Source organism: Parabacteroides sp. FAFU027 (assembly GCF_022808675.1).
Lineage (GTDB): Bacteria > Bacteroidota > Bacteroidia > Bacteroidales > UBA7332 > CAXXIC01.
This window is the reverse complement of sequence record NZ_JAKZKV010000007.1, coordinates 124,720-151,061: the sequence shown is the minus strand read 5'-3', so window position 1 is coordinate 151,061 and position 26,342 is coordinate 124,720. Positions and strand designations below refer to the sequence as shown.

Sequence of the window (26,342 nt, the reverse complement as noted above, 5' to 3'; positions counted from 1 at the left end):
AGTCAATATGAAGAAGATATTATTAATCAGTTTATTCAGTATATTGTCAGTAGGAATGTGGTCTCAGTCTAACATCCGCCTGAATAATTATTGGGACAATTTGTACAGTATTAATCCGGCCTCAATTAATAATCAATATACAGCGATGGTTACAATTGCTGACCGCAAACAGTGGACCGGATTTGAAGGAGCGCCTAACTCGGTATTTGCTTCGGCTTCAGCCTATATTGAGCATTACGCGACTCAGGTGGGGGTAAAGCTGGTGAGGGATAAGATTGGCTATACCTCAACCTCCAATCTGGGATTAACATACGCTTATGCGGTTACGCTGGATACAGAATGGAAGTTGAATCTGGGTTTATCGGGAAATATTCACAGTCTTTCCTATGATCTGGATCAGATTAATCTGGCTTCAGCCGATGACCCCAAAGTATATCGTGTTCTCCAGAATGCGAACGATTTTAATACTGATCTCGGTTTCGAATTTGTAAGTAAATCGCTGCTCATTGGTGGTTCCAGCCAGAATTTTATTTCACTGTTTGCTCCGGAGAAGAACCGCACATACCCATACACAAACTTCTTATATACGATGTATCGTAACCTGAGTGATAATATGCTGGATTTTGGATTTGGAGCTAATGCCATTCAAAACCGTAACCTGTACCAGATGGAGTTGAATACTACGGCTTATCTGAAGAACTATGAGATGGAGGACTTGTTCAAGTTTGGGTTGTTTTACCGGACAAAGAATGAAATGGGGGCTATTCTAGGAGCGAATCTGGGCAATTCATTGTACGTGTCTTACAGCTATGATTTTAATCTTGGAGGCATCAGTCATAGTTCTTTAGGCACACATGAGTTGATGTTGATTCTGAAACTGGGAAAAATCGACAACTGTCGTTGCCTGAAAAGATAATTAACCTGCAAGTGTTTTTAGGCCTGGTATCTTACGCAACAAAAAGATCAGGGTAGCAGATAAAATCAGACAAACGATTGCAGTCACCGGAATAGCAATCACCGGATGGGTAAAGTTCCAGTGAATCTGAAACCAATTGGCCATGCGTGAAAGCACCAATACATGCACCAGAAAGATGCCGTAACTGTAGCGGCTTATAAATGCCAGCACTGACACAATTATCGTATTCCGGATGTGCAGGGACTTGAAAAAGAGAAATACAGAAGAAGCCAGCAAAATCACGTTAGGAGCAGTGGGGCTGAACCAGTCTCCTGCACGATGTCCCGGATGGTATTTGTCGTAAATGGCCATACAAACGGCAAAGGCGAGCAAGGCTATTGATAAGGATAGAAAGACGAAGCTTTTATGCTTAATCCGATGAAAGGAGGCTTTGGAAAGCAGGTAACCCAGCACCAGATAACCCGGGTAATCGGCGAAATAATCAAGCCGGAGCTTGGGCTTGTATTCAATCAGGTAGGGGGTATTCAGGAATTGAACGACAAACCAGATGGCCAGAAAATAGTACATCTCCTTGCGCGGGCAGTTGCGAATCCATTTGCCCAAAACGGGAATGAAGAGGTACAACCCCAGTATCATGTAAATGTACCAGAAGTGGTACGAACTGCCGTTTATAAGCAGCTTGCCTATCCACGCAGGCACATTACTCCAGTTTAAATGGTGACCGTGCAGGCTTTTGTAATAGAGCGAAACTGCGATATATATCAAACTCCAGAACAGGAACGGATAGAGTATTCGGCTAAACCGTTTCTTCAGGAAATCCTTTACCGGAAGCTCTCGGTCGAGCAGCAATGCACCGCTCAGCATAACGAATACCGGTACGGCAAAGCGTCCCAGCCCGTTGTAAAAGCATCCGATTTCCCAATAGCTATCAGGTACTTTGCCGAATTGCAGCAACAGCCCAGAAGAAGCATGCAGTGTGATTACGGCAATGGTTGCAATGGCCCGCAGGTTATCAGCCCATATCAGTTTCGGTCTCGTTTGCATTTTCCCTTAATCAATACGGATGTCGTAATTGCGCAACAATCCCAATACACCGGGATAGGCAAAGCGGGCTTTCTTGACGCGGTTGATAGCCGGGTCAATCGTATAGTTATTGGCGGTACGGAGGTCTGCCTTTTCAAGATTAGTACGGTCGAAAGCAGCCATGTACAGGTCGCATTGGCTGAATACAGCTTCGGTCAGGTCGGTTTCGGTGAAGTCGGTTTCACGCAGGGAACAGTCGGTGAAACGGGTTTTCTTCATTTTCCGTTGAAAGAAAGAGGAGTAGTCCACCTGGCATTTCTGGAAATTGACCTCAAACATAAACTTCGAACAGGGATGGAAGTCAACCCCCATCACCTTGCAGTCGTGGAAGCAAATATCCTTCATGCCGGTATCGTGGAGCTTCACCATAGTCAGGTTACAATGCTCAAAGGAGCATTCCACGAAGTCATTTCCCGAAAGGTCGGCTTTGGAGAAATCGCAGTGACTGAATGTGCAGCGGAGATATTCATTTCCCGAAATCTCTTGTTCGGAGAAATCCAATTGATGAAAGGTCTGGTCTTCGTGAAGTGTTTCGTGCATGGAGGATTTGCTTTTAGTGATGCAAAGGTAGGATTTTTTGTATCACAGAGGACACAGAGCAGGACACAGAGGGCCACAGAGTTTAACAGAAAGCTAAAAAAACAGAGAGCCGCAGAGTTTGATATTCTCTGTGGCTCTCTGTGAAATTCTCCGCGGTTCTCTGTGATACTATGTCAACCGACACGTACCGAAGTCATCGACAATGACCCGTACACCGCTTTGTCGTTGAAGAAGCTCAGCTCTTCGTTCTCCTTTTTCAGACCTAGGATATAAAGCAATGGCAGGAAATGTTCCGCAGTCGGGATGGCCATTTTTACATCATTGCCCAGTGAGGAGTAGTCAATCAGTGACGTATAGTCATTTTTTAGAATGAGGGATTTGACCTTTTCGTTGGCATTGATAGCCCAATCGTAACCCTCGTTGGGATTGCTCCAGTTGAGGACGCGCAGGTTGTGAACGATATTTCCGCTGCCGACGATGAGTACGCCTTTACTTCGAAGGATGGCCAACTCTTTGGCCAGCTCGTAGTGGTGGCGGGGTGACATCAGGTAGTTGACACTGAGCTGTACTACCGGAATATCGGCTTCGGGATAGAAATGCTTTATCACGCTCCAGGTGCCGTGGTCCAGTCCCCACTTCTCGTCAGGGAAGACGGGTGTACCTGTTATTAGTTTTGTGACTTCATTGGCCAGACCCGGATTGCCCGGAGCGGGATATTGTACCTGATAAAGTTCGCAGGGGAATCCACCGAAGTCATGAATCGTTTGGGGCTTAGCCATAGCGGTAACATAAGTTCCGCGAGTTTCCCAGTGGGCGGAGATACAGAGTATCGCCGAGGGGCGGGGAAGCGTTGTCGCCTGATTGCGCCAACCTGTCACAAATTCATTTTCCTCGATTGCATTCATCGGACTTCCGTGTCCGACAAACAGCATAGGCATTACGACGGAATTATCTCTGTTAAGGTTTAGGTTGCTTAAATCGTTGAGTGTCATAATCAAAGAGGTTACTTCGTTAATACTGGTTTGAGATAGAGTGTTATCGGGCAACCTCTTCACCTACCATAAAAAGAGCTGGTGAGGTTGCTTACTCCTGTGCAAAATCTACTTCTGCGCTCAACTTCACCTGATTGCCAACTACCGCGGCAAAAGCACTGGTACCTACGTTATAGTCCTGACGGTTAAGGGTACCGGTGATAGCAAATCCGTGGTGCATTTTATTATCCATCGGGCTTTTTACAGCGGCATGTACTACTGTGAATGCGATAGGTTTGGTTACACCCTTCATGGTCAGGAATCCTGAAAGTTTGTACACATTTCCTTTTACCTTTTTGAATGAAGTGCTTTTGAAAGTCAGCGTCGGGTATTTGGCTGCATCAAAGAAGTCGGCGGATTGCAGGTGCTGGTCGCGTTTGTCGATTTCCGTGTTGATGGAATTTACCTGAGCGACCATTTCTACTTTAGCATCTGTCAGGTCAGCTTTGGAGGAGGTGACCGTTACGTCAAATGATTTGAAATTACCGTCCACGCTGGAGATACCCATGTGTTTTACACTGAATGCAAGACGAGAGTGATACTTGTCCAAAGTGTATTTGTTTTGAGCAAATACAGAAGTTGCTAATACGAAGATAGCGGCGAAAGTTAATGCAAATGATTTCATAAGGCTTTGAATTTAAATTGTTTTTGTTTTTTGTAGTCAGAGCACCTGATTCATTATCCTCAGATACTCTGACTGTTTGATTGTTTTGATATTGCAAAGATAGGGCGGTGGAGAGAGGTAGGGGTAACACTTTTGAGAAGGGGTGTGGTACTTTTAGGAAAAGGTGCAATATTACGGTCGAATAGCCAGATATACGACGACCGCATAGCCTAATATACGGGCAGTGCATAGCCTAATATGCGACATCCGTATATTAGGCTATACGTTAGTTGCATATTAGGCTATACGTCGGGAATATATTATGGAGTAAAAAGGAGTCTTAGGAAAAGATAGGCACAGATGACACGGATGCAAGCAACACAGATTTACACGGATAAGAAATCTGTGTAAATCGATTCAAATCAGTGTCATCTGTATGCTAAAAAACGCCGCTATTTATTTGAGAATAACGTTATTCATCTGGTTGCGGAATTCTGTAGGTGTGATGCCTTCCTTTTTGGAAAATACGCGGGTGAAGTAGGATTTCTCGTTATACCCCAGCTCAAAGCCAATCTCCGAAACGGTAAGGCCGGAATTCATCAGCAGTTGTTTGGCTTCAATGAGCTTACGGGTCTCGACGATTTCCGATACGCTTTTGTGGAATACATTCTGGCAAATGAGGTTGAGATTACGGACAGAGGTATTCAGCTTATCGGCGTAGAACTGCACGCCAACGGGGCGTTTAAAGTTTTCTTCCAATATCTTGAGGAAGTTGTGAAAGGCAATGCGCTGGTTGTTGGATGCATCGCTGAAGGCCTGGGGTTCGTTGTTGCTTTCAGCTTCGAGCTTGGCCAGCAGGGCAGCCAGCAGGTGGCGGATAATATTGAATTGAGGTACCGGCTTGTTGTATTCATATGCCATCATGTTGCAAAGGTTGAAGATGGGGCTAATGCACTCCATCTGCTCCAGCGAGTAGTTCACCCGGTCGGTAAAGTTGGAGTAGAAATGAAAGCGGCTATCCGGAACCAGCTCATTTTCATAGAGGACAATCCATCCGCTGGCCCCGTCATGAGGAAGAAACTGATGTGCCTTTCCTTTTGAAACATACACAAAGATAGGCGCTTCAATCACTTCACGGTCAAAGTTAATAACGTGGTCGGCTTTACCTTCGGTAAGGATAATCAACTCTTCGAAGTTGTGCTGGTGCATATTCTCGGGCGAGGAGTTGATTTTATCAATCAGCTCTTTATTGACTTCTACGATGCGGAAAGGTTCTTTCATAGCTCTATTCATTTTCGGATAAGCAAAGGTAGCATTTGTCCATAATAAAACCGACCTGGTGAAGAAGTCGGTTTCATTGAACTGCTATAATTAACTGTTTATGCAGGGAAAATGTTTAGTTTAATTGGCTGAAAATGTCCCATCCACCATATTGAGAGTAACATTGTTATCCGGTACACCCAAGTCGGTCCAGAGAGATTCCATGGCTAAGCCGAGGCCGTAGGTTTGAGAATTACCTTCAAGCATACTGATAACACCCAGGATTTGCATTGGAATAGCAGGCTCGTCTCCGGCAAAGTGCGTCATAGCTGACCATGCAAATGCAGGAGCCAGAGCTGCTGCATCAGATTGCGGGAATCCTTTTGACATTAACATATTAGTGAAGTAGATACCCAGATATTTTTGTGAATATAACTGAGCAGCGCTTCCCGGCAGACTGTACGGGAGAATAGGCTGAAATTCAAATTTAAACTTATTGTCCTTGATAGTTAGCATGCGGTAAGCGCATGGATAATTTACGTTTGACCCGGTTTCTACGTCAAAGACGAATTTATCACCTTTTTCCCGTTTGGTGATGTCGTTGGCATGGTAGTGTCCGGTAAAGATGACTTTCAGACCGGCCTCAATCAGTTGGTCAGCAACGGCAGGATAATCATCGATTACATAACCCGGGTCAACAGCGTTTTGCATGCTGTAATGTTCCACCAGGCCATGGTGCATCATACCGACTACCATCTTACCTTTTTCAGCGGCTTCTGCCAGTCTGGCTTTAACCCAGTCTAATGTTGCGGGTTTTATCACGCCGGAAGTAATGGGTTTGTCTGTATTATCATAATACTTGTTTGCATCAATGGCGATAACCCAGAGTCCCTGTATCGGTTCGGCTACATAGCTGAGTGAATTGGGGTCTTTGTACAGCGCTTCAGCAAATCCGAAATGAGAATAGATAACCGGAATTTTATTGGCCTGAACGGTTTCTGTTTTCATCGTCTTGTTCATGGCAAATTTCTTTGCATCACCATTGTTTATGTCATGGTTTCCTATGGTAACCAATACCTTGATTCCGTTCTCTTCCAGTTTTTTCAACTGAGCCTGTACCAGCTCATGGCTTATCAGTTCACCGTCTTTAGTCATATCACCGGGAATTAATACCAGGTCCGGCTTTTGGGATATAAGCTGATTTACAGCCGCTTTAAGAATGTTGTAACTTTCCACTAAATATTTGGGGTCCTGCTGGATATAAGCTTCATAGTCAGGATTGGCTCCAATAAGCAGAGAGGGGTGCATGACGTGCAGGTCTGACATGATAGCAATCTTAATTCCATCTTCAGATGTCACCGACTTCAGCGAAACGGCATCCTTTGCAGCATTGTCATAGACTTCATCACTCTGACAAGCAAAGAAGAGGGTTAAGAATGCGAATGAGATAATGAATGATAATGATTTCATATGTCTTCAGATTTAGGTTAGAATAAATAATTGAGGCGTGGTTTGGGTTTTTAGATGAATGAATAAACAATCGGTTGTAATGCAATACGTAGTGCTGTATTGGGGAGAAACAGGTAGAAAGAAAAGAGAAAAGCTCCGGAATACAGATGACCAGAGGAATAATTCAACAGTTTAGGTTAATACTTTTTTGATATGAAATTCAGTATTGGTAGGTGCAGCCCCTATCGCGGGGGAGATGCTCTTTCATTATACAACAATGATATTTATAAAACAATTCAGAAATGGTTAGGTTGCAGGAATTTGTATAATTAACATGCTGGTTTCGTGGAAATGAGCTAATTTTGCCGCCGGATTCAAAATCGAATTAAATGTCAACGACTACATCATCTACTGACTTAAACTACAAAATGCTGGTGCTCGACCTGGACGACACCTTACTCCGCGATGACCACTCCATCTCTGAAAGAAACAGAAAGATGCTACTCAAAGCACAGGAAAAGGGTGTAAAAGTGGTGCTTGCATCAGGACGTCCCACTCCGGCCATGACTCAATATATCGAAACTCTTCAACTGGATAAATACGATTCATACTTAATCTCTTTCAATGGAGGAATGGTTACTTCGATACGTGATAATGAAGTGATTTTCGAACAAAGCCTCACCAAAGAGGAGATTCACAGTCTGCACGATTTCTGTAAGGTAAACGACCTGCACATTATCACCTATTCAGATAAAGGGGTAATCAGCGAAACCGAATCTGAGTACATCGACGTGGAAATCAAGCTTACCGGGCTTCCGCACCACAAAGTACCCTGCTTCAAAAGCGAAGTGCAGACTTCTGCCGTAAAGTGTATTCTTCTGGAAAATCCGGATTACCTCAAGACGATGGAGACAAAGCTAAAAGCTGAACGTACAGACCTGAGCATAGCCCGTTCCAAGCCCTTCTTTCTCGAAGTCATGCCACAGGGAATTGATAAAGCGGCGAGTCTGGAGCTTTTGTCCAATATGCTGGGGATTCAGCAAAGCGAAGTGATTGCTGTGGGAAATGCAGGAAACGACCTTTCGATGGTTGAATATGCCGGACTTGGTGTGTGGGTGGATAACGTTACTCCGGAACTTCGCGATAAAGCTGATGTTATCGTAGCTTCCAATATGGAAGATGGTGTGGCAGAGGTGGTTGAGCGCTTTATCCTGGGAGAGAATTAATCTTTGCATGATATAATCGCTGAATAAAATCAGCGATATTTGCGAAAAACGCTAATCTGAATCAGTGATTTCTTTAGTGAAATACTGATTTGAATTAGCGTTTTAATGTTTATCTGATTACCTGAAATATTTCCCCGTAATATCAAACGGTTCAATTTCAATGACTCCGGTTGCCTTGAGCATGGCCGGAGGATATGATTTGCCGGCGTGTTGAGGTGTGTATTTGGCTACGACGGCATCAAGTACTTTGATGCAAAGGTCTTCTTCGGTTACCATTTGTGCTTTTCCCTGCATAATAACGCTCTGATAGTCGGTATTGGTGTCGCAAGGCAGTTCGGCATCATGGATCAGTCTATTCATCCGGAAGACCTCAAACCCGACTTTCGGATTTCGGGTCAGGTAGTCAATTTTCTGACCGACGCGTAATCCGTGGATGTATATCTTTTCATCTTTCCAGACAAAGTGTACCGGGGTGATGTAAGGATACCCATCTTCTGAAATGGTGCCCAGGTTACCGACTGATTCTTCTGTAAGTAAAGTCTCTATTTCAGCTCTTGATAGTTGGTGTTCTTTCATTCTGCCTTGCATATTCTTCGTATTTATGATTTGACTTTACGGATTTAATCCAAATACTGTGCCGTAAATTTAGATTCCGGTTGTAATAGAATTAAATATCTGGAAATGAGAACTCTTTTTTTTTAGGCAGAATTCTATGTAAGAAGTGAATGTAACTTTTGGTATGGATAACTACGAAAATGTAGTTAGTTGGTGTAATGAAAAAGGAGAGTATCCGTTTCCGAATCCCCTCCTGATATACTAATCCGGCTAAGATTATTTCTTCTTCTTTTTCTTATCCTTTTTCACGAAAAGAATAGAGTCAAGCGTCTGTTTCTTCTTTGGCAATACTGGTTTGATATCGTGAAATTTTGCCAGTTTGATATTTTGGTGAAAATCAAGTCCGCTGGTGGTTGCCTGCACATATCCTTTGCGGATAACAAAGTCGCCAAACCGTTCGCCTTCCAGTCTCTCTTTGGAGAAACGTTCGAAGATAGGGGTTAAAAGGCCGATTACCTCGTGCTCTTCCACCAGTTCAGCATAGAGCTTGTTGAGGCGTTCACCCGTAAATCCGGCACCAAGGTAAAGATTGTATTTACCCGGCGATTTTCCCACCAATGCAATCTCTCCGAGGAACGGACGGGCGCAACCGTTTGGACAACCGGTCATACGGAAGAGAATATCTTCGTCCAGCAGGTTGTATTTTTCCAAAATCTTTTCGAGCTTGTCTATCAACGAAGGAGCATAACGTTCCGCTTCGGCAAAAGCCATCGTACATACCGGCAATGCCACGCAGGCAATGTTGTTGCGTCGCAATCCGCTGAGCGGCTTGACAAGGTTCCATTTCTCGAGTAAAGCTTCGATTTCCGCTTTGTCCTGTTCGTCGATGTCTCCAACTACAAGGTTTTGATTACCGGTCAGGGTGAAGTTTCCTTTCAGTACCGATGCGATTTCGCGCAATGCAGTTTTGAGTTGCAGGTGTTTATCATCGCGGACTTTACCGCCCTGGATGAAGAGGGTAAAGTACCATTTCCCGTTGTAGCCTTTGCTCCACCCCAGTTTGTCACCGTTGCTGTCAAACTTAAATGGACGGGCTTCACTCAGTTTATCCCCGAGGGCATCTTTGATTTGTTCGTTAAAATAGGCCAGACCCAGACGGTCGATGGTATATTTCAGACGGGAGAATTTACGCTCGGAGCGGTTTCCGTGGTCGCGTTGGAAAATCAGTACAGCTTTGGCAGCCTCCACGATATCCTCTTTTTTGACAAAGCCGATTACGTTAGCCAGTCGTGGATAGGTGGTTTCCATTCCAAAGGTTGAACCCATGCCACCACCCGCAAGGAGATTATATCCGACCAGTTCACCGTTTTCGACAATGGCGATAAAGCCCAGGTCATTGGCGAAAACATCCACATCATTACGTGGTGGAACAGCGATAGCCACCTTGAATTTACGAGGAAGATATGTTTTGCCATACAACGGTTCGTGATCCTCTTTTTTCTCACCTCCGACTACCAACTCGTCATCTAGCCAGATTTCATGGTAAGCAGTCGTTCTGGGTGTGAATTCCTTGTGAATCTTCAGTGCATCGTCGAATACCAGTTGGTGAACCGGAGATTCCCACGGGTTGGCAGAAGTCATCACATTACGGTTCACATCACCGCAACCGGCTAATGAATCGAGCAATGTGGCGTGAATACCCTGCATGGCTGTTTTCATTTTGCGTTTTACCACGCCGTGAAGCTCCACCGCCTGACGTGTAGTCAGCTTCAGGGTAGGCTTGCAATGTTTCTCGGTCAGTTCGTCCAGGTCGAGCCACTGTTTTGGGGTTAGCACTCCGCCCGGTACACGCACGCGAATCATGAAGCTGATAAGTGGTTCCAGCTTTTGACGACGGCGTTCTTCATCGAAGTCGCGGTCAGTTTGCTGATATGCACCATGAAATTTGATCAATTGCTGATCATCGGGAGCCAAAGCTCCGGTTATCGGGTCTGCCAGACTTTCTACTAATGTACCGCGCAGGTAGTTGCTTTCGGTCTTGATACGTTCTAAGTCTGATAATGGTTTGTTGCTCATATTGTGTTTATGCGTTTAGTCGTAAGTAATAAGTCGTAAGTAATAAGTTGTGAGGCGTGAGATTTGGGTAGAGTAGTTTCTTCTAACTCTTTTTGAGTGAAACAATAGTGCCTCTTATCTACTTATAACTCCCTTTTACTCCCAATAACTCCTGAAAAGAGAATCAATACACATCCGTCTGATACCGTTTCTCGCGTTGCAGGTTGTTGATGTATTCCAATGCCAGGTCATGTTTGTAACCGCCCTCTTTTTCAATGATTTTTATCAGGGCATGGTTCACGTCACCGGCCATTTTCTTCATATCTCCACAGACGTAGAAGTGTCCGCCGTTTTCGAGCCAGTCAAATACTTCACGGCTATTTTCCAAAAGTCTGTCCTGTACATACACTTTCTGTTCGGAATCACGGGAGAAAGCGACACTCATTTTCGTCAATGTTTTTTCTTTCAGGAAACGTTGCCATTCCAGCTGGTAGAGGAATTCACTTTCAGAGAAGCGGTTCCCGAAGAAGAGCCAGCTTTTGCCCGCATTATCCTGTTCGGCACGATGCTCAACGAAGGCACGGTATGGTGCAATTCCCGTACCGGCTCCCACCATGATGATGGGTGTTTGTGGGTTTATCGGTAAGCGGAAATTCGGATTCTTTTCAATAAATGCCGGGGCAGTTTCCTCTTCATAAACCCGGTCGGAGAGGAATACCGAACAGAGACCTGTCTTATTACGGCCTTTGTTGTTGTACTTTACAACTCCTACGGTCAGGTGTGCTTCATCGGGATGAGCCAACGGACTTGATGAAATGGAGTACAGGCGGGGCTGTATTTTTCTCAACAGTCCCAACAATTGCTCCGGATTGAATTTTTCAGGATAATGGGTAAACAGGTCCACAATGTCTTTACCATGTATGAATTTCTTCAATTCAGCCGGATCGGTCAGAATGCCTTTCAGCTCTGCATTGTCTGTCGTAGTCGCAAAGCGGTTCAATACATCCGGAGTCAGCGTTGTCAATTCAACCTCTTTATACAATGCATCACTCAGTGTTGTTTCACCACGTTCAGTGGTTATTTTATCATTTGGATTGAGCTGTAAAGTCTCCAATACCTGGTCTACGAGTTCCGGTGGATTAGTCGCGTAGACACCCATCGAATCCCCGGGCTCATACGTAATACCCGAACCTTCGAGTGATAATTCAACGTGCAGAGTCTGGCGGTCGCTGTCTCGTCCGTGAAGGAAGGTTTTATCCAATACCGTTGCCTGAAACGGATTGAGTCGGTTATGCTCCTCATGCTCTTCTGTGGCTACTGCAGTTTGCACTACAGAAATGTTTTGAGTAGCACTACCTGATTCTTTTTCAAGTACACTAAGCAGTTTGGAGATGGCTCTCATGCCTTCACCACGGAAATCCACGTCGCAGTCGGTGCGGTCATTGATTCTTTTCGCGCCCAGTTCGGCCAAACGTTTATCCAAATCTACGCCTACCTGGCAGAATTTCAGGTAACTGCGGTCACCCAGTCCGATGACTGCAAACTGAGTATTATTCAGTTGCGGAGCACGCTTACTGTGGATGAATTCGTAGAACTCTTTCGCCTGGAAAGGAGGTTCACCGTCGCCGTGCGTGCTGACGATAACCAGCAGATTCTTCTCGTCTTTGATTTCGCGGGCTTTGTAGTTCTCCATGCTTTTGAGGGAGACCTCGAAACCCGATTCTACGGCCATCTTTTGAGCCAGTTTGGCTAATGCTTCTCCGTTTCCGGTGCGTGAGCCGTATAATATGGTTAATACTTTTGCCTTTGCGGGGATAGCTTCGGCAACGACTTCAGGTGCAATAACCGCACTTATTTCGGGTGAGGGTTGAGCGGCTATAGCGGGCTTTTGGGCTAACAATCCAGCAAAATAGCCCGATACCCAGTAGGTTTGCTCCCGGGAAAGGTGAGCGATTAGCTGTGATAATTGTTGAGCCTGTTCAGCTGAGAGAGGTGTTGTCAAATTATTCATTATCTGTTGGGTGTAATTTGATGTTATTTAGATTGATGCAAAATTACAGCGATGTGACAGGGGTAACAATACCACAATCCATGTAAATCATATACCCTGAATGTGGTATGTGAAAGAGAGGGTTAGCCAGTTGCTTCTGTAAATTGCTATTTCCACGAGCCTATAAACAGGGAAAAGAGTGCTGGGGTTTAGCCGGATAGGCAGATTTAAGGAAAAATAGGGGAGTGGTTATAACCAAACGGAATGATGGATAAACGAAATGGAGTCTGGATAAAACAGAAAGCGTGAATACCTCGCTAAAAGGATATCCACGCTTTGCTCAATAGTGAATCTTATTTCCCGGACATAATCCGGTAATCAGTTTACTTTTTCACCGAGATGCGGTACAGTCCTCCCGCATGACGTTTCAGTGTCTGGGTGAATTTTCCTTTAAAGGTACCGAGTTTGGCGCCTGACCACAGGTCGGTGACTGTGCATTCACCGTTGATGCCCAATGATTTCAGGTCAACCGACACCTCTGAAGTTTCGGCTGGCATGGGTCCGCTTGGATTCTCGGTAAAGACCATAAACTTGATGGTACCTCCTTCGTTCTGAACGGCGCCGGCATTATCCAGTCCCACCGTTGCGCTGAATCGATCATATCCTTCAGGCAGGTCGTATTCAATCACCGAATTGGCGTGTGTGCCGATGCCGTTGGCATATTTTACCTTATTTACCATCAGGTCGGAACCCGAAACCGCTTTCCCGATGGAGACTTTGCCCCATCCGCAGGACGCTTTCTTCCATTTGAGGGAAGTGAGCTGGATGGAATCTTTTCCATTTGTCAAAACAGGATTAATCCAGTCGGCGTGATCCCATGAGGTACCGTCTTCTCCACCCGAAACAATCAGGTAGAGTTTCTTTTTCCCTTTAATATCGACGTTGATATTGGCGCATTGCCCGGGAGTCTGGCGGGTAATCAGGCCACTGTTGTAAACTGCCTTTTCCTCCGAAATCTGTTTCTGGTCGGCAATGTAGAAAAGTGCCACATATTTGTCCTTGCTCTTGGTATCATCGGCAGCCCACGCCACTTTATCGTTTTGCTTGTAGAGTTCGCGGTTGTTTTTGCTGTACTTCATCACATCAAGCACACGCGGATTAGTAATCATCGAGAGCGTGAAGGCATCATTCGAAGGCAAATCACCTCCAAACATCAGCGGTGAACGGTTGATGCACCAGAGCGACATCATCAGTTGCTGCTCTTCATGGGTGAAGGCGCTCATGCGGTCATTGCCCCGTTCGGCACGGATACCGAGGCGACCCATTGGCAACATATCACCATCGGGGAATGCTCCGTCCATGATGAAAGGCGCCCAGCGGTGGAATACGTCGAAATGCTCCTTCAACTGGTCCCAACTGTCCCAGTAATCACCCACGGTGCGCCACATGTTGGCATGTTGCTGCACGTGTTTGGCTTTATCAATCGGAGTCTCGCCCGGTGAGGTGCTGAAGACGATGTGACGGCCGGTGCGGTCGATGGCCTTGCGTATCATCTCGATTTCACCCTGATGGTAAATCGGGGAGGAGAGGTCATCCACCTTGATAAAATCTACTCCCCACGAAGCGTAAAGTTCGAGGATAGAGTTGTAATACTCCTGCGCCCCGTTGCGACCCGGCACGACGGTGTACATATCGCGAAGCCAGGTACATTGCTCCTCTTTGCTGTAAATGTCGGAGGCTTTGGCCGAGCTGCCTTTGATGGGCAGATTGCGTTTTACTGCTTCGATGGGTACACCGCGCATGATGTGGATACCGAATTTCAGCCCTTTGCTGTGTATGTAGTCGGCCAGTGCTTTGAAGCCTTTGCCATCGGCAGCCGACGGGAAACGGTTTACGGCAGGAGTCAGGCGTCCGTATTCGTCGATGTTGTATTGCGCATCTTTCTCGTTGTAGCCATGCGCCTTGTCATTGCTGATGTACCAGCGGATATCGACGATGACATATTCCCAGCCATACTTTTTCATGTATTTAGACATGTAGTCGGCGTTGGCTTTGACTTCGCTTTCGACCACGGTGGGGCCATAGCAGTCCCAGCTGTTCCAGCCCATCGGCGGGGTTTTCGCCCAGTCGTGATAGTCGCTTTTGTTTTGGGCAAATGTGTTTGTGCTCAACAGGCATGCCAGCAGGGCACCGGAAAGAAGGTGTTTTTTTATCATGGAAAAATGTGTTGTGTGTTATTTGAATACAAAAATAACGGTTTTGGTACAATGAAAACGGTTGGAATTTCCACCTAATCCCGATTGACAATATTTCTGCGCTATTTGACTGATTTACTTCTCCTGTAAATGCTGTTTACTGAATGCAGTGACAGACAAAATGAATTCAAAAACCCATCACTGCGCTCAAGTATGGACAAAAAACTTTCAAAAGCTCATACTTGAGCTCAAGTATGAAGAAAAAAATCTTTGCGGTTCATCGTTGAGCTCAAGTACGAAGAAAAAAGTTTCTACCGCCCATCGTTGAGCTCAAGTATCGTTAAACCTGACAGGTTTTTAAAACCTGTCAGGTTTCGGACTATCTGTCAGGTTTCGAAGAGCATCTACCTCGGACACATCCCCACGCCCCAACCGGACGGTTTAGCCCCCATCACGAAGACCATTTCCCCGCCTTTTACGATATCAAAATGGGAGATATAGTTTTTCGTGTAAGGCTTCCCGTTGAGGGTGACCGATTGGATGTAGATGTTGGCGGGCGAATGATTCTTGGCAATCAGAGTAAATGATTTCCCCTGCGGCAAGGCGATGGAAGCCCGTTCGAAGGTCGGCCCCGAAATCAGATAGTAAGGCGTGGCCGGTGTGACAGGGTAAAATCCCAATGCGGCAAAGATGTACCAGGCCGACATCTGCCCCGCATCATCGTTGCCCGAAAGTCCACCGGGTGTGTCTTTGTATTCGCTTTGCAGATTGGCGTTGACATACTTCTGCGTGCGCCAAACTTCTTGGGTATAATTGAACAGAAACGCCACCTGATGGCAGGGCTCATTACCGTGCCAGTAACGGTTTTGGGTAAACATCGAATCAAGCTTCAGGCGAAAGATTTTCTCACCGCCCATCAGCGACATCAGTCCCGGGATATCCTGCGGCACGTACCAGGTGTAGTGTGCCGGGTAGCCTTCGGTGATATAGCTGGCAAAGTTAAACGGATTAAATTCCTTGATAAATGAACCGTTGGCATAGCGACCACGCGCATAACCGGTGGCCGGGTCTATCACGTTGCGGTAGTTCATCGCCCGTTTGCCCAACGTGGCCGCATCGTCTGACTTGCCCAACTTATCCGCCAATCGCGACAAGGCATAGTCGTCAAAGGCATATTCGAGCGTGCGCGCTACCTGTTCGTTTTTGTGAAATGCCTCTTTCACCGAATCCTCCAACGGCACATAACCGTATTTGAGGTAGGAGGAAAGGGCGCGGCGCCCCATGCCGTTTTTGTAATCTTCGAAATTGGTGGGCGACTCAAAGGCATTTTTTCGTAATCCTTCATACGCCTTTTGTACGTCGAAATTGGTAATCCCTTTCACATAAGCATCGGCAATTATGGCGCCGCAGTGGTCGCCTATCATCGCCGCGGTATAGCTGTTCCAACATGGAAAAATGGGGAACCAGCCGCCCTGCCGGTATTTGTCCACCAACGACTCCATCATATCGGCCGACTCCTCCGGACGAATGATGTTCATCAGCGGATGAAGCGCACGGTAGGTGTCCCACATGCTGTAGTCGTCGTAGTAGTTTCTTCCCTTTTGGGTAAATAGAGTATTGCCTTTGGAAAATGCGGGATAGACCCCATCCACATCGTTCATCACCCGCGGCAGGAACAGCGCGTGGTACATTGCCGTGTAAAACTTGCGTTTGGCGGCATAATCTTTATTGGTAACAGAGACTTTGGATAATGTTTTGTTCCAAGTCTCTTCCAGTTGTGATTTGATTTTATCGAAATCGGGAGTCGGAATCTCCGCTTGCAGGTTCATCTCCGCATGTTTCAGGTCGGTGAAGGAGGAGGCCATGCGGACGATAACCGTCTCGCCCGCCTTCACCGGAAAGCCCACATATCCACCGAGGCGGGGCTGGTTGGCTAGTTCGGTCGTTTGCTCTAAAATCCTGTTTTCCTGAAATACACCATAAGTTGTAACCGGTCGCTCTATTTTCACTAAAAAATGACCGGCAAATCCTGCCGGCTTTCCCCATCCCTGATAAATGCGATGTACCGGATTGGAACCGGTGATGATGCCTTTCGAAGCATTTACCTGAATGGAGCCTTCCCTCTCGTCGCTGTTGGGATTGACGGCAATGTAGGCCATCCCCGCCTTGTGAAAGGTGAAGCGGAAGATAGCGCAGCGGGTAGTTGCGCTCATCTCGCTCTGAATATGGTAATCTTCCAGGTAAACCGAATAATTGGCGGGAGTCGAAATCTCATCTTTATGGCTGAAACGTGATGCCCGTTGTTCCGGCTGGAAAGCCATCTTATCGAGCATCGGCATCAGCGTCATGCTGCCGTAGTCCTGTGTGCATCCGCCCACTATCCAGTGAGAGTTGCGGAAGCCCTGTAGCAGTGTATCTTTATAGTAATAGGGGGCTATACATTTCTGTTCCGTGTCACGGGTTTGCGGCGTCATGAAGTTCATCCCGTTGGGGGCGAGTACTGCCGGAAGGGTCTGCCCAAACTCTTCGGTCTGCTTGCCATGCTTACCGGCATTGTCGGTCGTTGCGGCTGCCGTTCCCACAAAGGTATTGACAAATGGCAGCAGGTATGGCGATTTATTGTTTCCTGCAAATGTGATTTGGGAAAAGAGGAGGGTGGCGAGGAGCAAAGTGTGTCTCATGAGAGTATCGACTGATTTTTAAAAGAGAGCCCAAAGATAGGGAATCATCTAATTGGTCTTACTCCCGGAGAACAAAAAAGCGCTCCGTTTCCGAAGCGCCTTTGATGCATTTTGATACACTCGTATTCTTTATTTCTGAAGAATCACTTTTTGAACTTTTACTGAACCGTTAGCCAAACTAACTTTTACGATGTAAGCTCCATTTGACAATGCCGACAGTTGAAGAGAAGTGTTGTCGTCAGTTGATTTTACGATCTGAACAGTAACACCAGCTACGTTGCTAACTTCAATTGTTGCAGCTTTTGCATTGGTAACATTAATGCTACCTTTTGTCAGGGTAGGATAGATGCTTACTGCACCTGCTTTACCATTGTTGATGGCGGTAGGGACACCAGTTCCATTGTAGGTAAGAGTTCCTGTTGCTTCGGTGTAAGCGTATCCGATAGGAACATTTACAGTTGTGAATCCACCAGCGTAAGAACCTGCATTGATCAATTTGATTGCAGTGCCTACTTCCGGAGCAGTCGCAGCATTTACAGTCACGTTCAGTGTTCCACCGGTAGTTGCAGCACCTGTCACATTAACAACGTTGTATTCACCGGTATTGAATCCATTCACTGTCAGATTGGTTGTTCCTGCAAGTGAAAGTGTGCTTCCGAAGTTAAGGTTTCCTTCAAGTGTTCCGTTTACGGTAGTTGCACCGTTGATGGTACCGGTACCGCTAAGAGTTCCGTTAGCTCCTACAGTTGCAACAACAGCAGTAGTTCCTAAAGATCCATTTACAATAAGTCTACCGGCGCTAACAGTGGCTGTACCTGAAAGATATGCAGAATTGTTTCCTGTCAGAGTTAAAGAGCCAGTTCCTACTTTTGTGATGTTGAGTACTGGTATATTACTCCATGCATCAGCAGCAAAATTTTCAAAAGTACCAGCAAATACAGCATCAGTATTCAAACCTCCGATCGAGTAAGTAAGAGTTCTTAAACGCGCACCCATTATTTTTGATGCTGAAGTTCCTGTCAATTCACCGATAGAGACCGTTGTGGAGCCATCAGTTGCAGGGTTTGTTGTGTAAACCATTGATACATTATCCCCTAAAGCGACTTTGTTGCTGGTGAAATTAATGGTTGAGCCAAACATTGCAGCCGTAAGTGAAGTGCCCACGTTAATCGCTCCGCTGTAATTATTATTCAGAATCGGCATAGAAGAAAATACCCCAGCGGTAGTTACTGATCCGGCTGATGGCAATGCGTAGTTTAATGCATCAACGCCTGTAATGGCAGATGAATAAGTAACATTAGATGTCGGCAGGATATTCAGAGAACCGGTTGCTCCGGTAATAGCTTTGCTAAATGCTGCGCCTGTGCTAAGATTTAATGTTGCTCCGTTTGCAACAGTAAGTTTAGACGCTGCTGCATCTTTAAGGATAACAGCAATACCTCCATTAATGGCAACACCGCCGGTCAGATTATTTGTTAAGTTCAATGAAGCTGTTTCGCCCGTATTTAGATTCAGGTTCAATGTACCTGTACCTGTAAGACTTCCTGAACCTGCAAGAGTATAACCATCTCCTGCAAGATTTACATTATTGCTGCCAAGATCTAAGGCTCCGGTCAGAGATACGCTTTTCTGTGTTGCAGTAGCAGGGAAGGATACCGCATTGCTGTTTTGGTAAGCAAGACTATTGCTTCCGTCTGTTGTGAAGTTTGCTTCTGTTTCGTTCCAGTTTGCACTGCTGGCATTTGTCCAGGTATATGTACCGGCTGTCAAGGCTGTTTTTTTGAATTTCAGATTGATTGCAGAGCCTCCAGATGCAACAACTACATTGTCGGCTGTTGTTGCTGTTGCATCATAAGCATAGTAGAATGAACCGTCATTGAAGGACGCTTTGTCTGTAGAGAGTGCTGGATATGTAGAACCAATAACTTGATCTGCCTCTGTTCTGGCAGTTTTAATAGTATTACCGTCAGTATCCAGATAGTTGATTGTAACATTTGCAGTTCCTGTAATTTCCACCATTTTATAGGTTTTGAAATTGTCAATAGCATTACTAAAAGTAACAGTACTACCATTGGTACCGGTATTATTTGCTCTTGAATTAAAAATACTTATTTTCGAGATATTGGCAGCACTAGTATTTAGAAAGTTAAGACTTCCAGTAGTTTCATAAAATGCGCTTGTTGAATTATTTGTGATTTTTAAATAGGTGACAGTATGATTAGAAATGTCTAATGTCGCTTTGACATTATAAGTGGTTCCTGTAGACCAAGATAATGTGGTTATTGTTGAGGCATTTAATGTGTTACATGACGTATTATCCGCAGCAGCTTTATTGAAGTTTCCTCCACTAAGAAAAGCAGCAGTTGAATTATCTAAATTCTGAAGGTGAAATTTAGCATCGTTACCAGAGAGATACAATCCCAAAATGTCATAACCATTGCTGTCATGTAAGTATAGGCCGAGTGCATTTCTGTACCCAACTGTTGCAGACGTGATTGTCCAATCGAAATCGACATATACAAGTGTTTCTGAACCACTACTTGGATGATTTATTGTAAGACCTCGGTTACCACCACCAGCAGATGCGGAAACAGTTAATTTATCGCTGGCAATTGTTGCTCCGGCAGAACCACCATAAAGAGCTGTTCCTGTACCCCACCCTGTAGGATAAGCAGTTAAGCCGGTAAAAGCCTCATTTACAATATAACTCGGAGCAGTAGTGGCCAATGCGGTCATTGCTCCAATAAACGCCGCCGCAGCGACCAAAAGAAGTCTAATTTTTCTCATAGATAAATTGATTAAGTGATTAACAAAAATGAAAATAATGGTATGATACATACTATTGCAATCTGTCAGTGCAGATAAGCAATTCTCCGTTAAACCATTTGCAAATTAATGGATTAGGCGTGTTGTGGAAAATGGAAAATTGTACTTTGTGATGGAAAGAGATACAGTTGGGAATTTGGTCTTTATTAAGATTGTTTCTGATGATTAAACAGGTGGACAAATTTTCAGAGAAAGTGGATTCTTTTCCAGTGATGTGAAAATCCCAAAGAGAGAGGTGTGAGTTCACGCTGAAAAAACATTATAGAATAGAGGGATAATAAGAGCTTAACCCGAATAGCGCTAAAATTTCCCTATTTTTGCAGCCGCCAAAGTTTTGAAATCAGATATTGATAGTCATGAGTAAGATATTAATCACCGGAGCCAGCGGATTTATTGGCAGTTTTATTGTTGAAGAGGCGTTAAGACGTGGATATGAAGTATGGGCCGGAATACGGAGTACCAGTAGCCGGGAGTATCTTCAGGACTCACGAATTAAATTCATTGATCTGAACTTCGGGAGCCGGGATAAGCTGATTGGTCAATTGCATGACTGCCGTAAGGAATTCGGCGGCTGGGATTATGTGGTACATAATATGGGGGCAACAAAGGTGGCTAAACCGGAGGATTTTGACCGGATCAATTTCCATTTTACTCAAAATCTGGTCGAGGGGTTGCGTATGGCTGGCATTCAACCTAAGAAATTCATTTACATGAGCAGTCTCAGTGTTTGCGGACCGTTTGATGAAGTGACGATGCAGCCGATACAGCCTGATTATTTGCCGCAGCCGAATACCGCTTATGGACTGAGTAAAAGAAAGGCAGAACAGTATCTGGAAAACCTTAAAGATTTTCCGTATGTCATTCTCCGTCCGACCGGCGTTTACGGCCCGAGGGAGAAAGATTATTTTCTGATGATCAAGACTATCAAAGCCGGATTTGATTTGGGTATGGGGCGTGTTCCACAGCTTCTTTCATTTATTTATGTCAAAGATTTGGCCCGTGTGGTGTTTCTTGCCATTGAAAGTCCGGTGACCGGCCGTTCCTATTTTATCTCAGATGGAAAATCTTATCTGGCCAGTGATTTCAGGGAGTTGGTGCAACGCTATTTGCCCAAAAAACGGGTCATTGCCGTTACATTGCCATTACATATAGTAAAAGTTGTATCTTTGTGTGCTCAGAAATGGGCCTCGCTTTTCGGAAAAGTCAGTACGCTGAATGCCGATAAGTACAAAATAATGAAGCAGCGCAATTGGCTTTGCGATATTTCCTCCCTTCAATCGGAGCTCGGCTTTGTACCCGAATACGATTTGTCAAAAGGACTGGAGGAATCCATACAATGGTATAAACAACAACACTGGCTCTGACATGGCTAACAGACTCCCTATCCGATTTCTTGCAGTTGAGAAAATCACATTTGCATATATCCTTTTTACTACCATCCTTATTCTTAGTGTGATGGGCCGATTGGCCAATCCGCTTGAACTGGTGGGATTGCGCCTGATGATTGCTGTGACCATTTTTATCCTCGCTTACTTCAATTCGCTTCGTCACTGGTGGGTAGTTAAGCTGGCAAGATACGCTTTTGTAGGGGCTTTGCTTTCCTTTTGGTATCCCGATACCTATGAGATAAACCGGGCACTGATTAACCATGACTATTTATTGGCGGGGTGGGAGCAGATGATTTTTGGGTGTCAGCCGGCTTTGTTGTTTCGGCAGGCAATTCCGCAGCACTGGTTTAGTGAGTTGGTTAATATGGGCTATTTTGCCTATTATCCGATTATTCTCGGCTCTAGCCTCTATTTCTTTTTTTTCGGGAAAAAGCATTTCGAGCACTTCTTTTTTGTAGTACTTTGCTCATTTTACATTTACTACATCATCTATATTCTGTTTCCGACTGCCGGTCCACAGTATTATTTCCCCGCGATAGGACTTGAAAATGTACATGCCGGAATCTTCCCTGAAGTGGGACGCTATTTTAATTACCATTCTACTTTAAATGAGACGGCTAATAATTCGGGTATCTTTTTTAAGATGGTTGAACATACACAACAGGTGGGAGAACGTCCTACCGCTGCGTTTCCGAGCTCTCATGTCGGTATTTCAACCCTGATTTTACTTCTGATCTGGCGTAAGCGTCGCTATAGGTTGCTGGCAGCCATTATACCTTTTTATATTTGCCTGGTAATGGCAACGGTTTACATTGAAGCTCATTATCTGATCGATGTGATTGCCGGATTGATTACAGCCGGGTTATTTTATTACCTGAGCAATGTGTTATTCGTCTATTTTAACAAAAGGTATCACGGATTGATGGAGCATGCTGAGTTTTTCGAAAAGAGAAAACCGTACTGGAAAACGAAAAGCATTGAGTAAAATATAGTTTGCGGGAAACAATCCGGATTTCAGAATTAGTTGTCAGAATAAATAAGCTTTTCTATTTAATCAAATGGCCGGTTTCTTATTTTGGGTTTTGCTAACTGACAGAAATTCTGATGTATATCGTGTTCGCATGAACAAACCGTACAATTTGCTCTCATTTTTATAGGGAGAACGGAAAAAACATCTATATTTGCAAGCTAATTTAACACTAACCATGGGGTGTAGTTAGTTTTAGATGCTCGTTTTTTCCATTGTTTTGATGGTTTACGATAACTAAATCTAATGTGGTACTCCCGATGAATAGCGTAAAATAATTATTAACCAAACAATAAATGTGATTTTCAAATGTTAAACAGAGGATTCGTAAGAGTATTTTCGGTATTGCTTACCTTAGTCTGCTTATTCTACCTCTCTTTTTCGGTGGTAACGCATCATTATGCCAAACAGGCAGAAGAGGCATCTCACGGAGACAGAGTAAAAATGAGCCAGTATATTGACTCGCTTTCTTCTCAGAAAGTGTGGTTGGGCTATACCTTGAAAGAATGCCGTGAAATGGAAATTAATTTGGGTCTTGACCTGAAAGGTGGTATGAACGTTATTCTGGAACTTAATGTTGCAGATGTATTGAAATCGTTCTCCGGTTACAATCAGGATGAGAATTTCAACAAGGCCCTGGCGGCAGCATCTGCCCGCCAAATGAAAGAACAGGGTAACTATATTGACTTCTTTGCTCAGGAGTACAAGAAGTTGGAGCCAAATGCACGATTGGCAGCATTGTTTAGTTTCCAGTTTAAAGATAAAATCTCGACTACCAGCTCGGATGCAGAAGTAATCAAAGTTCTGAAAACCGAGCTTGAAAGTGCAATCAGCAACTCTTTCAACGTACTTCGTACCCGTATCGACCGCTTTGGTGTGGTTGCGCCGAACATTCAGCGTCTGGAGCAGGATGGTCGTATCCTGGTCGAGCTTCCGGGTGTTAAAGAGCCGGAACGTGTGCGCAAACTGCTTCAGGGTAGCGCTAACCTCGAATTCTGGACAACATACAATCTGGAAGAGGTTTACCAAAACCTGATGACTGCGAATAACGTTATCCGTGACCTCAAGAAATCGAAAAAAGGAGCTGTAGCTGAAGTAACAGATTCAACTAAAGTTTCAGCCGATTCGACTAAAACAGCTTCAGCTGACACTACGGGGACTTCTGAAAAAGCACTTTTGGCAAAAATCAAAAGTAAAGCACAAGGTCAGGGAGCCGGAGAACAAGCTGCAGGTAAAAACGACAAAGATATTAAAGCTCAATATCCTTTGCTCTCTTTGATGAGCATGCAGGGATTGCAGCCCAAAAGTCCGGTTGTTGGTATCGCTCACTACCGTGACACAGCTCAGATCGGAGCATTCCTTCGTATGAAAGCGGTTCGTGACGTAATGCCACGTAACGTTCAGTTCCGTTGGACTGTTAAAGCTATTGATAAGAATGAGCAATTCTATCAACTGGTAGCTATCAAGGTAATTAACCGTAACGGTAAAGCACCTTTGAGTGGCGATGTGGTAACTGATGCAAATGCAGACTTCGAGCAACATGGCGCTAACGCCAGCGTAAGCATGACTATGGATGCTGAAGGAGCTAAAGAATGGGCTCGTCTGACTAAAGAGAATATCGGCAAATCAATTGCAATTGTTCTTGATAATTATGTATATTCTTTCCCTCGCGTGAACGATGAAATCACTGGTGGACGTTCCTCAATTACCGGAAACTTTACACCGGATGAAGCAAAAGACTTGGCAAACGTATTGAAGTCAGGTAAAATGGCTGCTTCCGTGAGAATCGTACAGGAAGATATCGTAGGTCCTTCTTTGGGTAAAGAAGCTATTCATAATGGATTGCTTTCTTGCGGTATTGCCTTGCTGTTGATCTTTATTTATATGATCAGTGTCTATGGAGTTATTCCTGGATTGATTGCAAATGCAGCACTGATTGTGAACCTCTTCTTTACTATGGGTATTCTGGCGTCCTTCCAGTCAGTACTGACTCTGTCAGGTATTGCCGGTTTGGTATTGGCGCTGGCAATTGCTGTGGATGCGAACGTACTTATCTACGAACGAACTAAAGAAGAGATGCGTGGAGGAAAACCGGTTCGCAAAGCCGTAGAAGAAGGATACAAACATGCTTTTGCTGCTATCTTTGACTCGAACTTAACTTCGATCATTACGGGTATTATCCTGTTCTACTTCGGTACAGGTGTAATTAAAGGATTTGCGACAACAACCATTATCGGTATCGTCTGTTCATTCTTTACCTCTGTGTTCCTGACTCGTTTGATGTACGAAAGTGCATTTGCTAAAGGTAAATTCAATGACCTGACCTTTACAACCAAGGCTTTCAAAAATATCTTTGTAAATCCGACTTACAAATGGGTTGCAGTTCGTAAGAAAGGTTATATGGCTTCAGCTATCCTTGGATTAGTTATTGTGGCTTCATTCGTTTTCAATGGATTGAAACCGGGTATTGACTTTACAGGTGGTCGTAACTATATTATTCGTTTTGATAAACCGGTAGAAACTGCTAAAATCACAGACGATCTGAAACCTTTCTTTGGTGATTACGCTGTTGGAGCTATCACGATTGGTTCAAGCAACCAGATACGTGTAACAACCAACTACCGTATAGCAGAGAATGATCCTGCAATTGACACAGAGATTAACCAGAAGTTCTATCAGGGACTCAAACCTTTATTGCCAGCCGGAACGACAATGGAGCAATTTGTTTCTAATAATATCGTAAGTTCTCAAAAGGTAGGTCCTGCAATTGCTAAGGATATTCTTCAGGGAGCGATCTGGGCAGTATTCTTTGCGGTGATTGCAATGGGTATTTATATCTTTGTCCGTTTCCGTGATATGGCATTTAGTGTGGGTACGATTGCATCATTGCTTCACGATACATTAATTATTGTCGGTGTGTACTCGTTCTTCTATAAGATTGTACCGTTCTCTATGGATGTGGACCAGTCGTTTATCGCTGCGGTGTTGACCGTAATCGGTTATTCTGTAAATGACACGGTGATCATCTTTGACCGTATCCGTGAGATTATGCACAACTATCCGAAACGTGACCTGAAACGACTGATGGATGACTCATTGAACTCGACTCTGTCTCGTACCATGAGTACTTCATTATGTACGTCGATCGTATTGCTTTGTATCTTCATCCTTGGTGGTGATACCATCCGAAGCTTTACCTTTGCGATGTTTATCGGGGTGGTAATCGGTACATATTCTACATTCTTCATTGCGATGCCGGTGGCTTACGAAATGATGAAACGTAAACATAAAAAACAGGAAGTAGAAGGCGCTTAATCAGCCCGGCTTAACTGAATTTATTTTCTACTATATAGAGAGCATTCTGCAAAGGATGCTCTCTTTTTTTTGACCTGATTTTAATCATCACCTATTTGAATGATTTTTAGACACGTTTCCTTTCGGTAGAACTTATTTTTGTACTATCCTAAATTGGGGGAGTTTATTTTAGCTATAACCTTATTACCATGTAATTCATTG

At 44.6% G+C, this 26,342-nt stretch carries 17 protein-coding genes; 5 read left to right on the top strand and 12 right to left on the bottom strand.

From position 1 onward, the window contains the following. The first annotated feature begins 7 nt into the window (after positions 1-7). Positions 8-916, top strand: coding sequence for a PorP/SprF family type IX secretion system membrane protein (locus tag MLE17_RS12305; protein ID WP_243347065.1), 909 nt, complete (start codon positions 8-10; stop codon positions 914-916). Here the strand turns inward: MLE17_RS12305 and MLE17_RS12300 are convergent, their stop codons facing one another. From MLE17_RS12300 to MLE17_RS12275, 6 genes are all read right to left on the bottom strand, one after another. Then, positions 917-1,960, bottom strand: a complete 1,044-nt coding sequence (locus MLE17_RS12300) for an acyltransferase (RefSeq protein ID WP_243347064.1) — start codon at positions 1,958-1,960, stop codon at positions 917-919. A gap of 6 nt (positions 1,961-1,966) precedes the next feature. Beyond that, entirely contained in the window at positions 1,967-2,539 is a 573-nt protein-coding gene (locus MLE17_RS12295) for a pentapeptide repeat-containing protein (RefSeq protein WP_243347063.1), read from the bottom strand. Between the two features lie 173 nt (positions 2,540-2,712). Continuing rightward, on the bottom strand, positions 2,713-3,531 hold the full coding sequence (ygiD, locus tag MLE17_RS12290) for a 4,5-DOPA dioxygenase extradiol (RefSeq protein WP_243347061.1): 819 nt from the start codon (positions 3,529-3,531) through the stop codon (positions 2,713-2,715). A gap of 91 nt (positions 3,532-3,622) precedes the next feature. Then, positions 3,623-4,195, bottom strand: coding sequence for a YceI family protein (locus MLE17_RS12285; RefSeq protein ID WP_243347059.1), 573 nt, complete (start codon positions 4,193-4,195; stop codon positions 3,623-3,625). Positions 4,196-4,630: 435 nt separating this feature from the next. Beyond that, positions 4,631-5,455: a helix-turn-helix domain-containing protein gene (locus MLE17_RS12280; RefSeq protein WP_243347057.1), complete on the bottom strand. Its 825-nt coding sequence runs from the start codon at positions 5,453-5,455 to the stop codon at positions 4,631-4,633. A 120-nt stretch (positions 5,456-5,575) separates the two neighbouring features. Further along, positions 5,576-6,904, bottom strand: coding sequence for a metallophosphoesterase family protein (locus MLE17_RS12275; RefSeq protein WP_243347055.1), 1,329 nt, complete (start codon positions 6,902-6,904; stop codon positions 5,576-5,578). A gap of 368 nt (positions 6,905-7,272) precedes the next feature. Here MLE17_RS12275 and MLE17_RS12270 point away from each other — a divergent pair, with 368 nt between their 5' ends. Then, positions 7,273-8,109: a Cof-type HAD-IIB family hydrolase gene (locus MLE17_RS12270; RefSeq protein WP_243347054.1), complete on the top strand. Its 837-nt coding sequence runs from the start codon at positions 7,273-7,275 to the stop codon at positions 8,107-8,109. A 117-nt stretch (positions 8,110-8,226) separates the two neighbouring features. Here the strand turns inward: MLE17_RS12270 and MLE17_RS12265 are convergent, their stop codons facing one another. The 6 genes from MLE17_RS12265 to MLE17_RS12240 all read right to left on the bottom strand — a co-directional run bounded on the left by MLE17_RS12265 (position 8,227) and on the right by MLE17_RS12240 (position 20,372). After that, positions 8,227-8,685, bottom strand: coding sequence for a pyridoxamine 5'-phosphate oxidase family protein (locus MLE17_RS12265; RefSeq protein WP_243347053.1), 459 nt, complete (start codon positions 8,683-8,685; stop codon positions 8,227-8,229). A gap of 255 nt (positions 8,686-8,940) precedes the next feature. Beyond that, positions 8,941-10,740 carry an assimilatory sulfite reductase (NADPH) hemoprotein subunit gene (gene cysI / locus MLE17_RS12260; RefSeq protein ID WP_243347052.1) on the bottom strand — a complete coding sequence of 600 codons (1,800 nt, stop codon included), beginning with the start codon at positions 10,738-10,740 and terminating at the stop codon, positions 8,941-8,943. 163 nt (positions 10,741-10,903) lie between these two features. Further along, positions 10,904-12,730: an assimilatory sulfite reductase (NADPH) flavoprotein subunit gene (locus MLE17_RS12255; protein WP_243347051.1), complete on the bottom strand. Its 1,827-nt coding sequence runs from the start codon at positions 12,728-12,730 to the stop codon at positions 10,904-10,906. A gap of 362 nt (positions 12,731-13,092) precedes the next feature. After that, positions 13,093-14,925, bottom strand: coding sequence for an NPCBM/NEW2 domain-containing protein (locus tag MLE17_RS12250; protein ID WP_243347050.1), 1,833 nt, complete (start codon positions 14,923-14,925; stop codon positions 13,093-13,095). Positions 14,926-15,308: 383 nt separating this feature from the next. Beyond that, entirely contained in the window at positions 15,309-17,585 is a 2,277-nt protein-coding gene (locus tag MLE17_RS12245) for a GH92 family glycosyl hydrolase (RefSeq protein WP_243347049.1), read from the bottom strand. Between the two features lie 129 nt (positions 17,586-17,714). Continuing rightward, positions 17,715-20,372 carry a beta strand repeat-containing protein gene (locus tag MLE17_RS12240; protein ID WP_243347045.1) on the bottom strand — a complete coding sequence of 886 codons (2,658 nt, stop codon included), beginning with the start codon at positions 20,370-20,372 and terminating at the stop codon, positions 17,715-17,717. A 395-nt stretch (positions 20,373-20,767) separates the two neighbouring features. Between MLE17_RS12240 and MLE17_RS12235 the strand changes: the two genes are divergently transcribed. The 3 genes from MLE17_RS12235 to secDF all read left to right on the top strand — a co-directional run bounded on the left by MLE17_RS12235 (position 20,768) and on the right by secDF (position 26,141). Further along, entirely contained in the window at positions 20,768-21,775 is a 1,008-nt protein-coding gene (locus MLE17_RS12235) for an NAD-dependent epimerase/dehydratase family protein (protein ID WP_243347043.1), read from the top strand. A gap of 1 nt (position 21,776) precedes the next feature. Further along, positions 21,777-22,784 carry a phosphatase PAP2 family protein gene (locus tag MLE17_RS12230; protein ID WP_243347041.1) on the top strand — a complete coding sequence of 336 codons (1,008 nt, stop codon included), beginning with the start codon at positions 21,777-21,779 and terminating at the stop codon, positions 22,782-22,784. 351 nt (positions 22,785-23,135) lie between these two features. Beyond that, the gene (gene secDF, locus MLE17_RS12225; RefSeq protein ID WP_243347038.1) at positions 23,136-26,141 is read left to right on the top strand and encodes a protein translocase subunit SecDF; all 3,006 of its coding nucleotides are present in this window, start codon (positions 23,136-23,138) and stop codon (positions 26,139-26,141) included. The last annotated feature ends 201 nt before the right edge of the window (positions 26,142-26,342 follow it).

Coding starts and splice junctions, on each gene's coding strand:
- MLE17_RS12240 (WP_243347045.1), bottom strand. CDS start 20,372: ATGAGAAAAATTAGACTTCTTTTGGTCGCTGCGGCGGCGTTTATTGGA.
- secDF (WP_243347038.1), top strand. CDS start 23,136: ATGTTAAACAGAGGATTCGTAAGAGTATTTTCGGTATTGCTTACCTTA.
- MLE17_RS12280 (WP_243347057.1), bottom strand. CDS start 5,455: ATGAAAGAACCTTTCCGCATCGTAGAAGTCAATAAAGAGCTGATTGAT.
- cysI (WP_243347052.1), bottom strand. CDS start 10,740: ATGAGCAACAAACCATTATCAGACTTAGAACGTATCAAGACCGAAAGC.
- MLE17_RS12235 (WP_243347043.1), top strand. CDS start 20,768: ATGAGTAAGATATTAATCACCGGAGCCAGCGGATTTATTGGCAGTTTT.
- ygiD (WP_243347061.1), bottom strand. CDS start 3,531: ATGACACTCAACGATTTAAGCAACCTAAACCTTAACAGAGATAATTCC.
- MLE17_RS12305 (WP_243347065.1), top strand. CDS start 8: ATGAAGAAGATATTATTAATCAGTTTATTCAGTATATTGTCAGTAGGA.
- MLE17_RS12245 (WP_243347049.1), bottom strand. CDS start 17,585: ATGAGACACACTTTGCTCCTCGCCACCCTCCTCTTTTCCCAAATCACA.
- MLE17_RS12270 (WP_243347054.1), top strand. CDS start 7,273: ATGTCAACGACTACATCATCTACTGACTTAAACTACAAAATGCTGGTG.
- MLE17_RS12255 (WP_243347051.1), bottom strand. CDS start 12,730: ATGAATAATTTGACAACACCTCTCTCAGCTGAACAGGCTCAACAATTA.
- MLE17_RS12275 (WP_243347055.1), bottom strand. CDS start 6,904: ATGAAATCATTATCATTCATTATCTCATTCGCATTCTTAACCCTCTTC.
- MLE17_RS12230 (WP_243347041.1), top strand. CDS start 21,777: ATGGCTAACAGACTCCCTATCCGATTTCTTGCAGTTGAGAAAATCACA.
- MLE17_RS12265 (WP_243347053.1), bottom strand. CDS start 8,685: ATGAAAGAACACCAACTATCAAGAGCTGAAATAGAGACTTTACTTACA.
- MLE17_RS12250 (WP_243347050.1), bottom strand. CDS start 14,925: ATGATAAAAAAACACCTTCTTTCCGGTGCCCTGCTGGCATGCCTGTTG.
- MLE17_RS12285 (WP_243347059.1), bottom strand. CDS start 4,195: ATGAAATCATTTGCATTAACTTTCGCCGCTATCTTCGTATTAGCAACT.
- MLE17_RS12300 (WP_243347064.1), bottom strand. CDS start 1,960: ATGCAAACGAGACCGAAACTGATATGGGCTGATAACCTGCGGGCCATT.
- MLE17_RS12295 (WP_243347063.1), bottom strand. CDS start 2,539: ATGCACGAAACACTTCACGAAGACCAGACCTTTCATCAATTGGATTTC.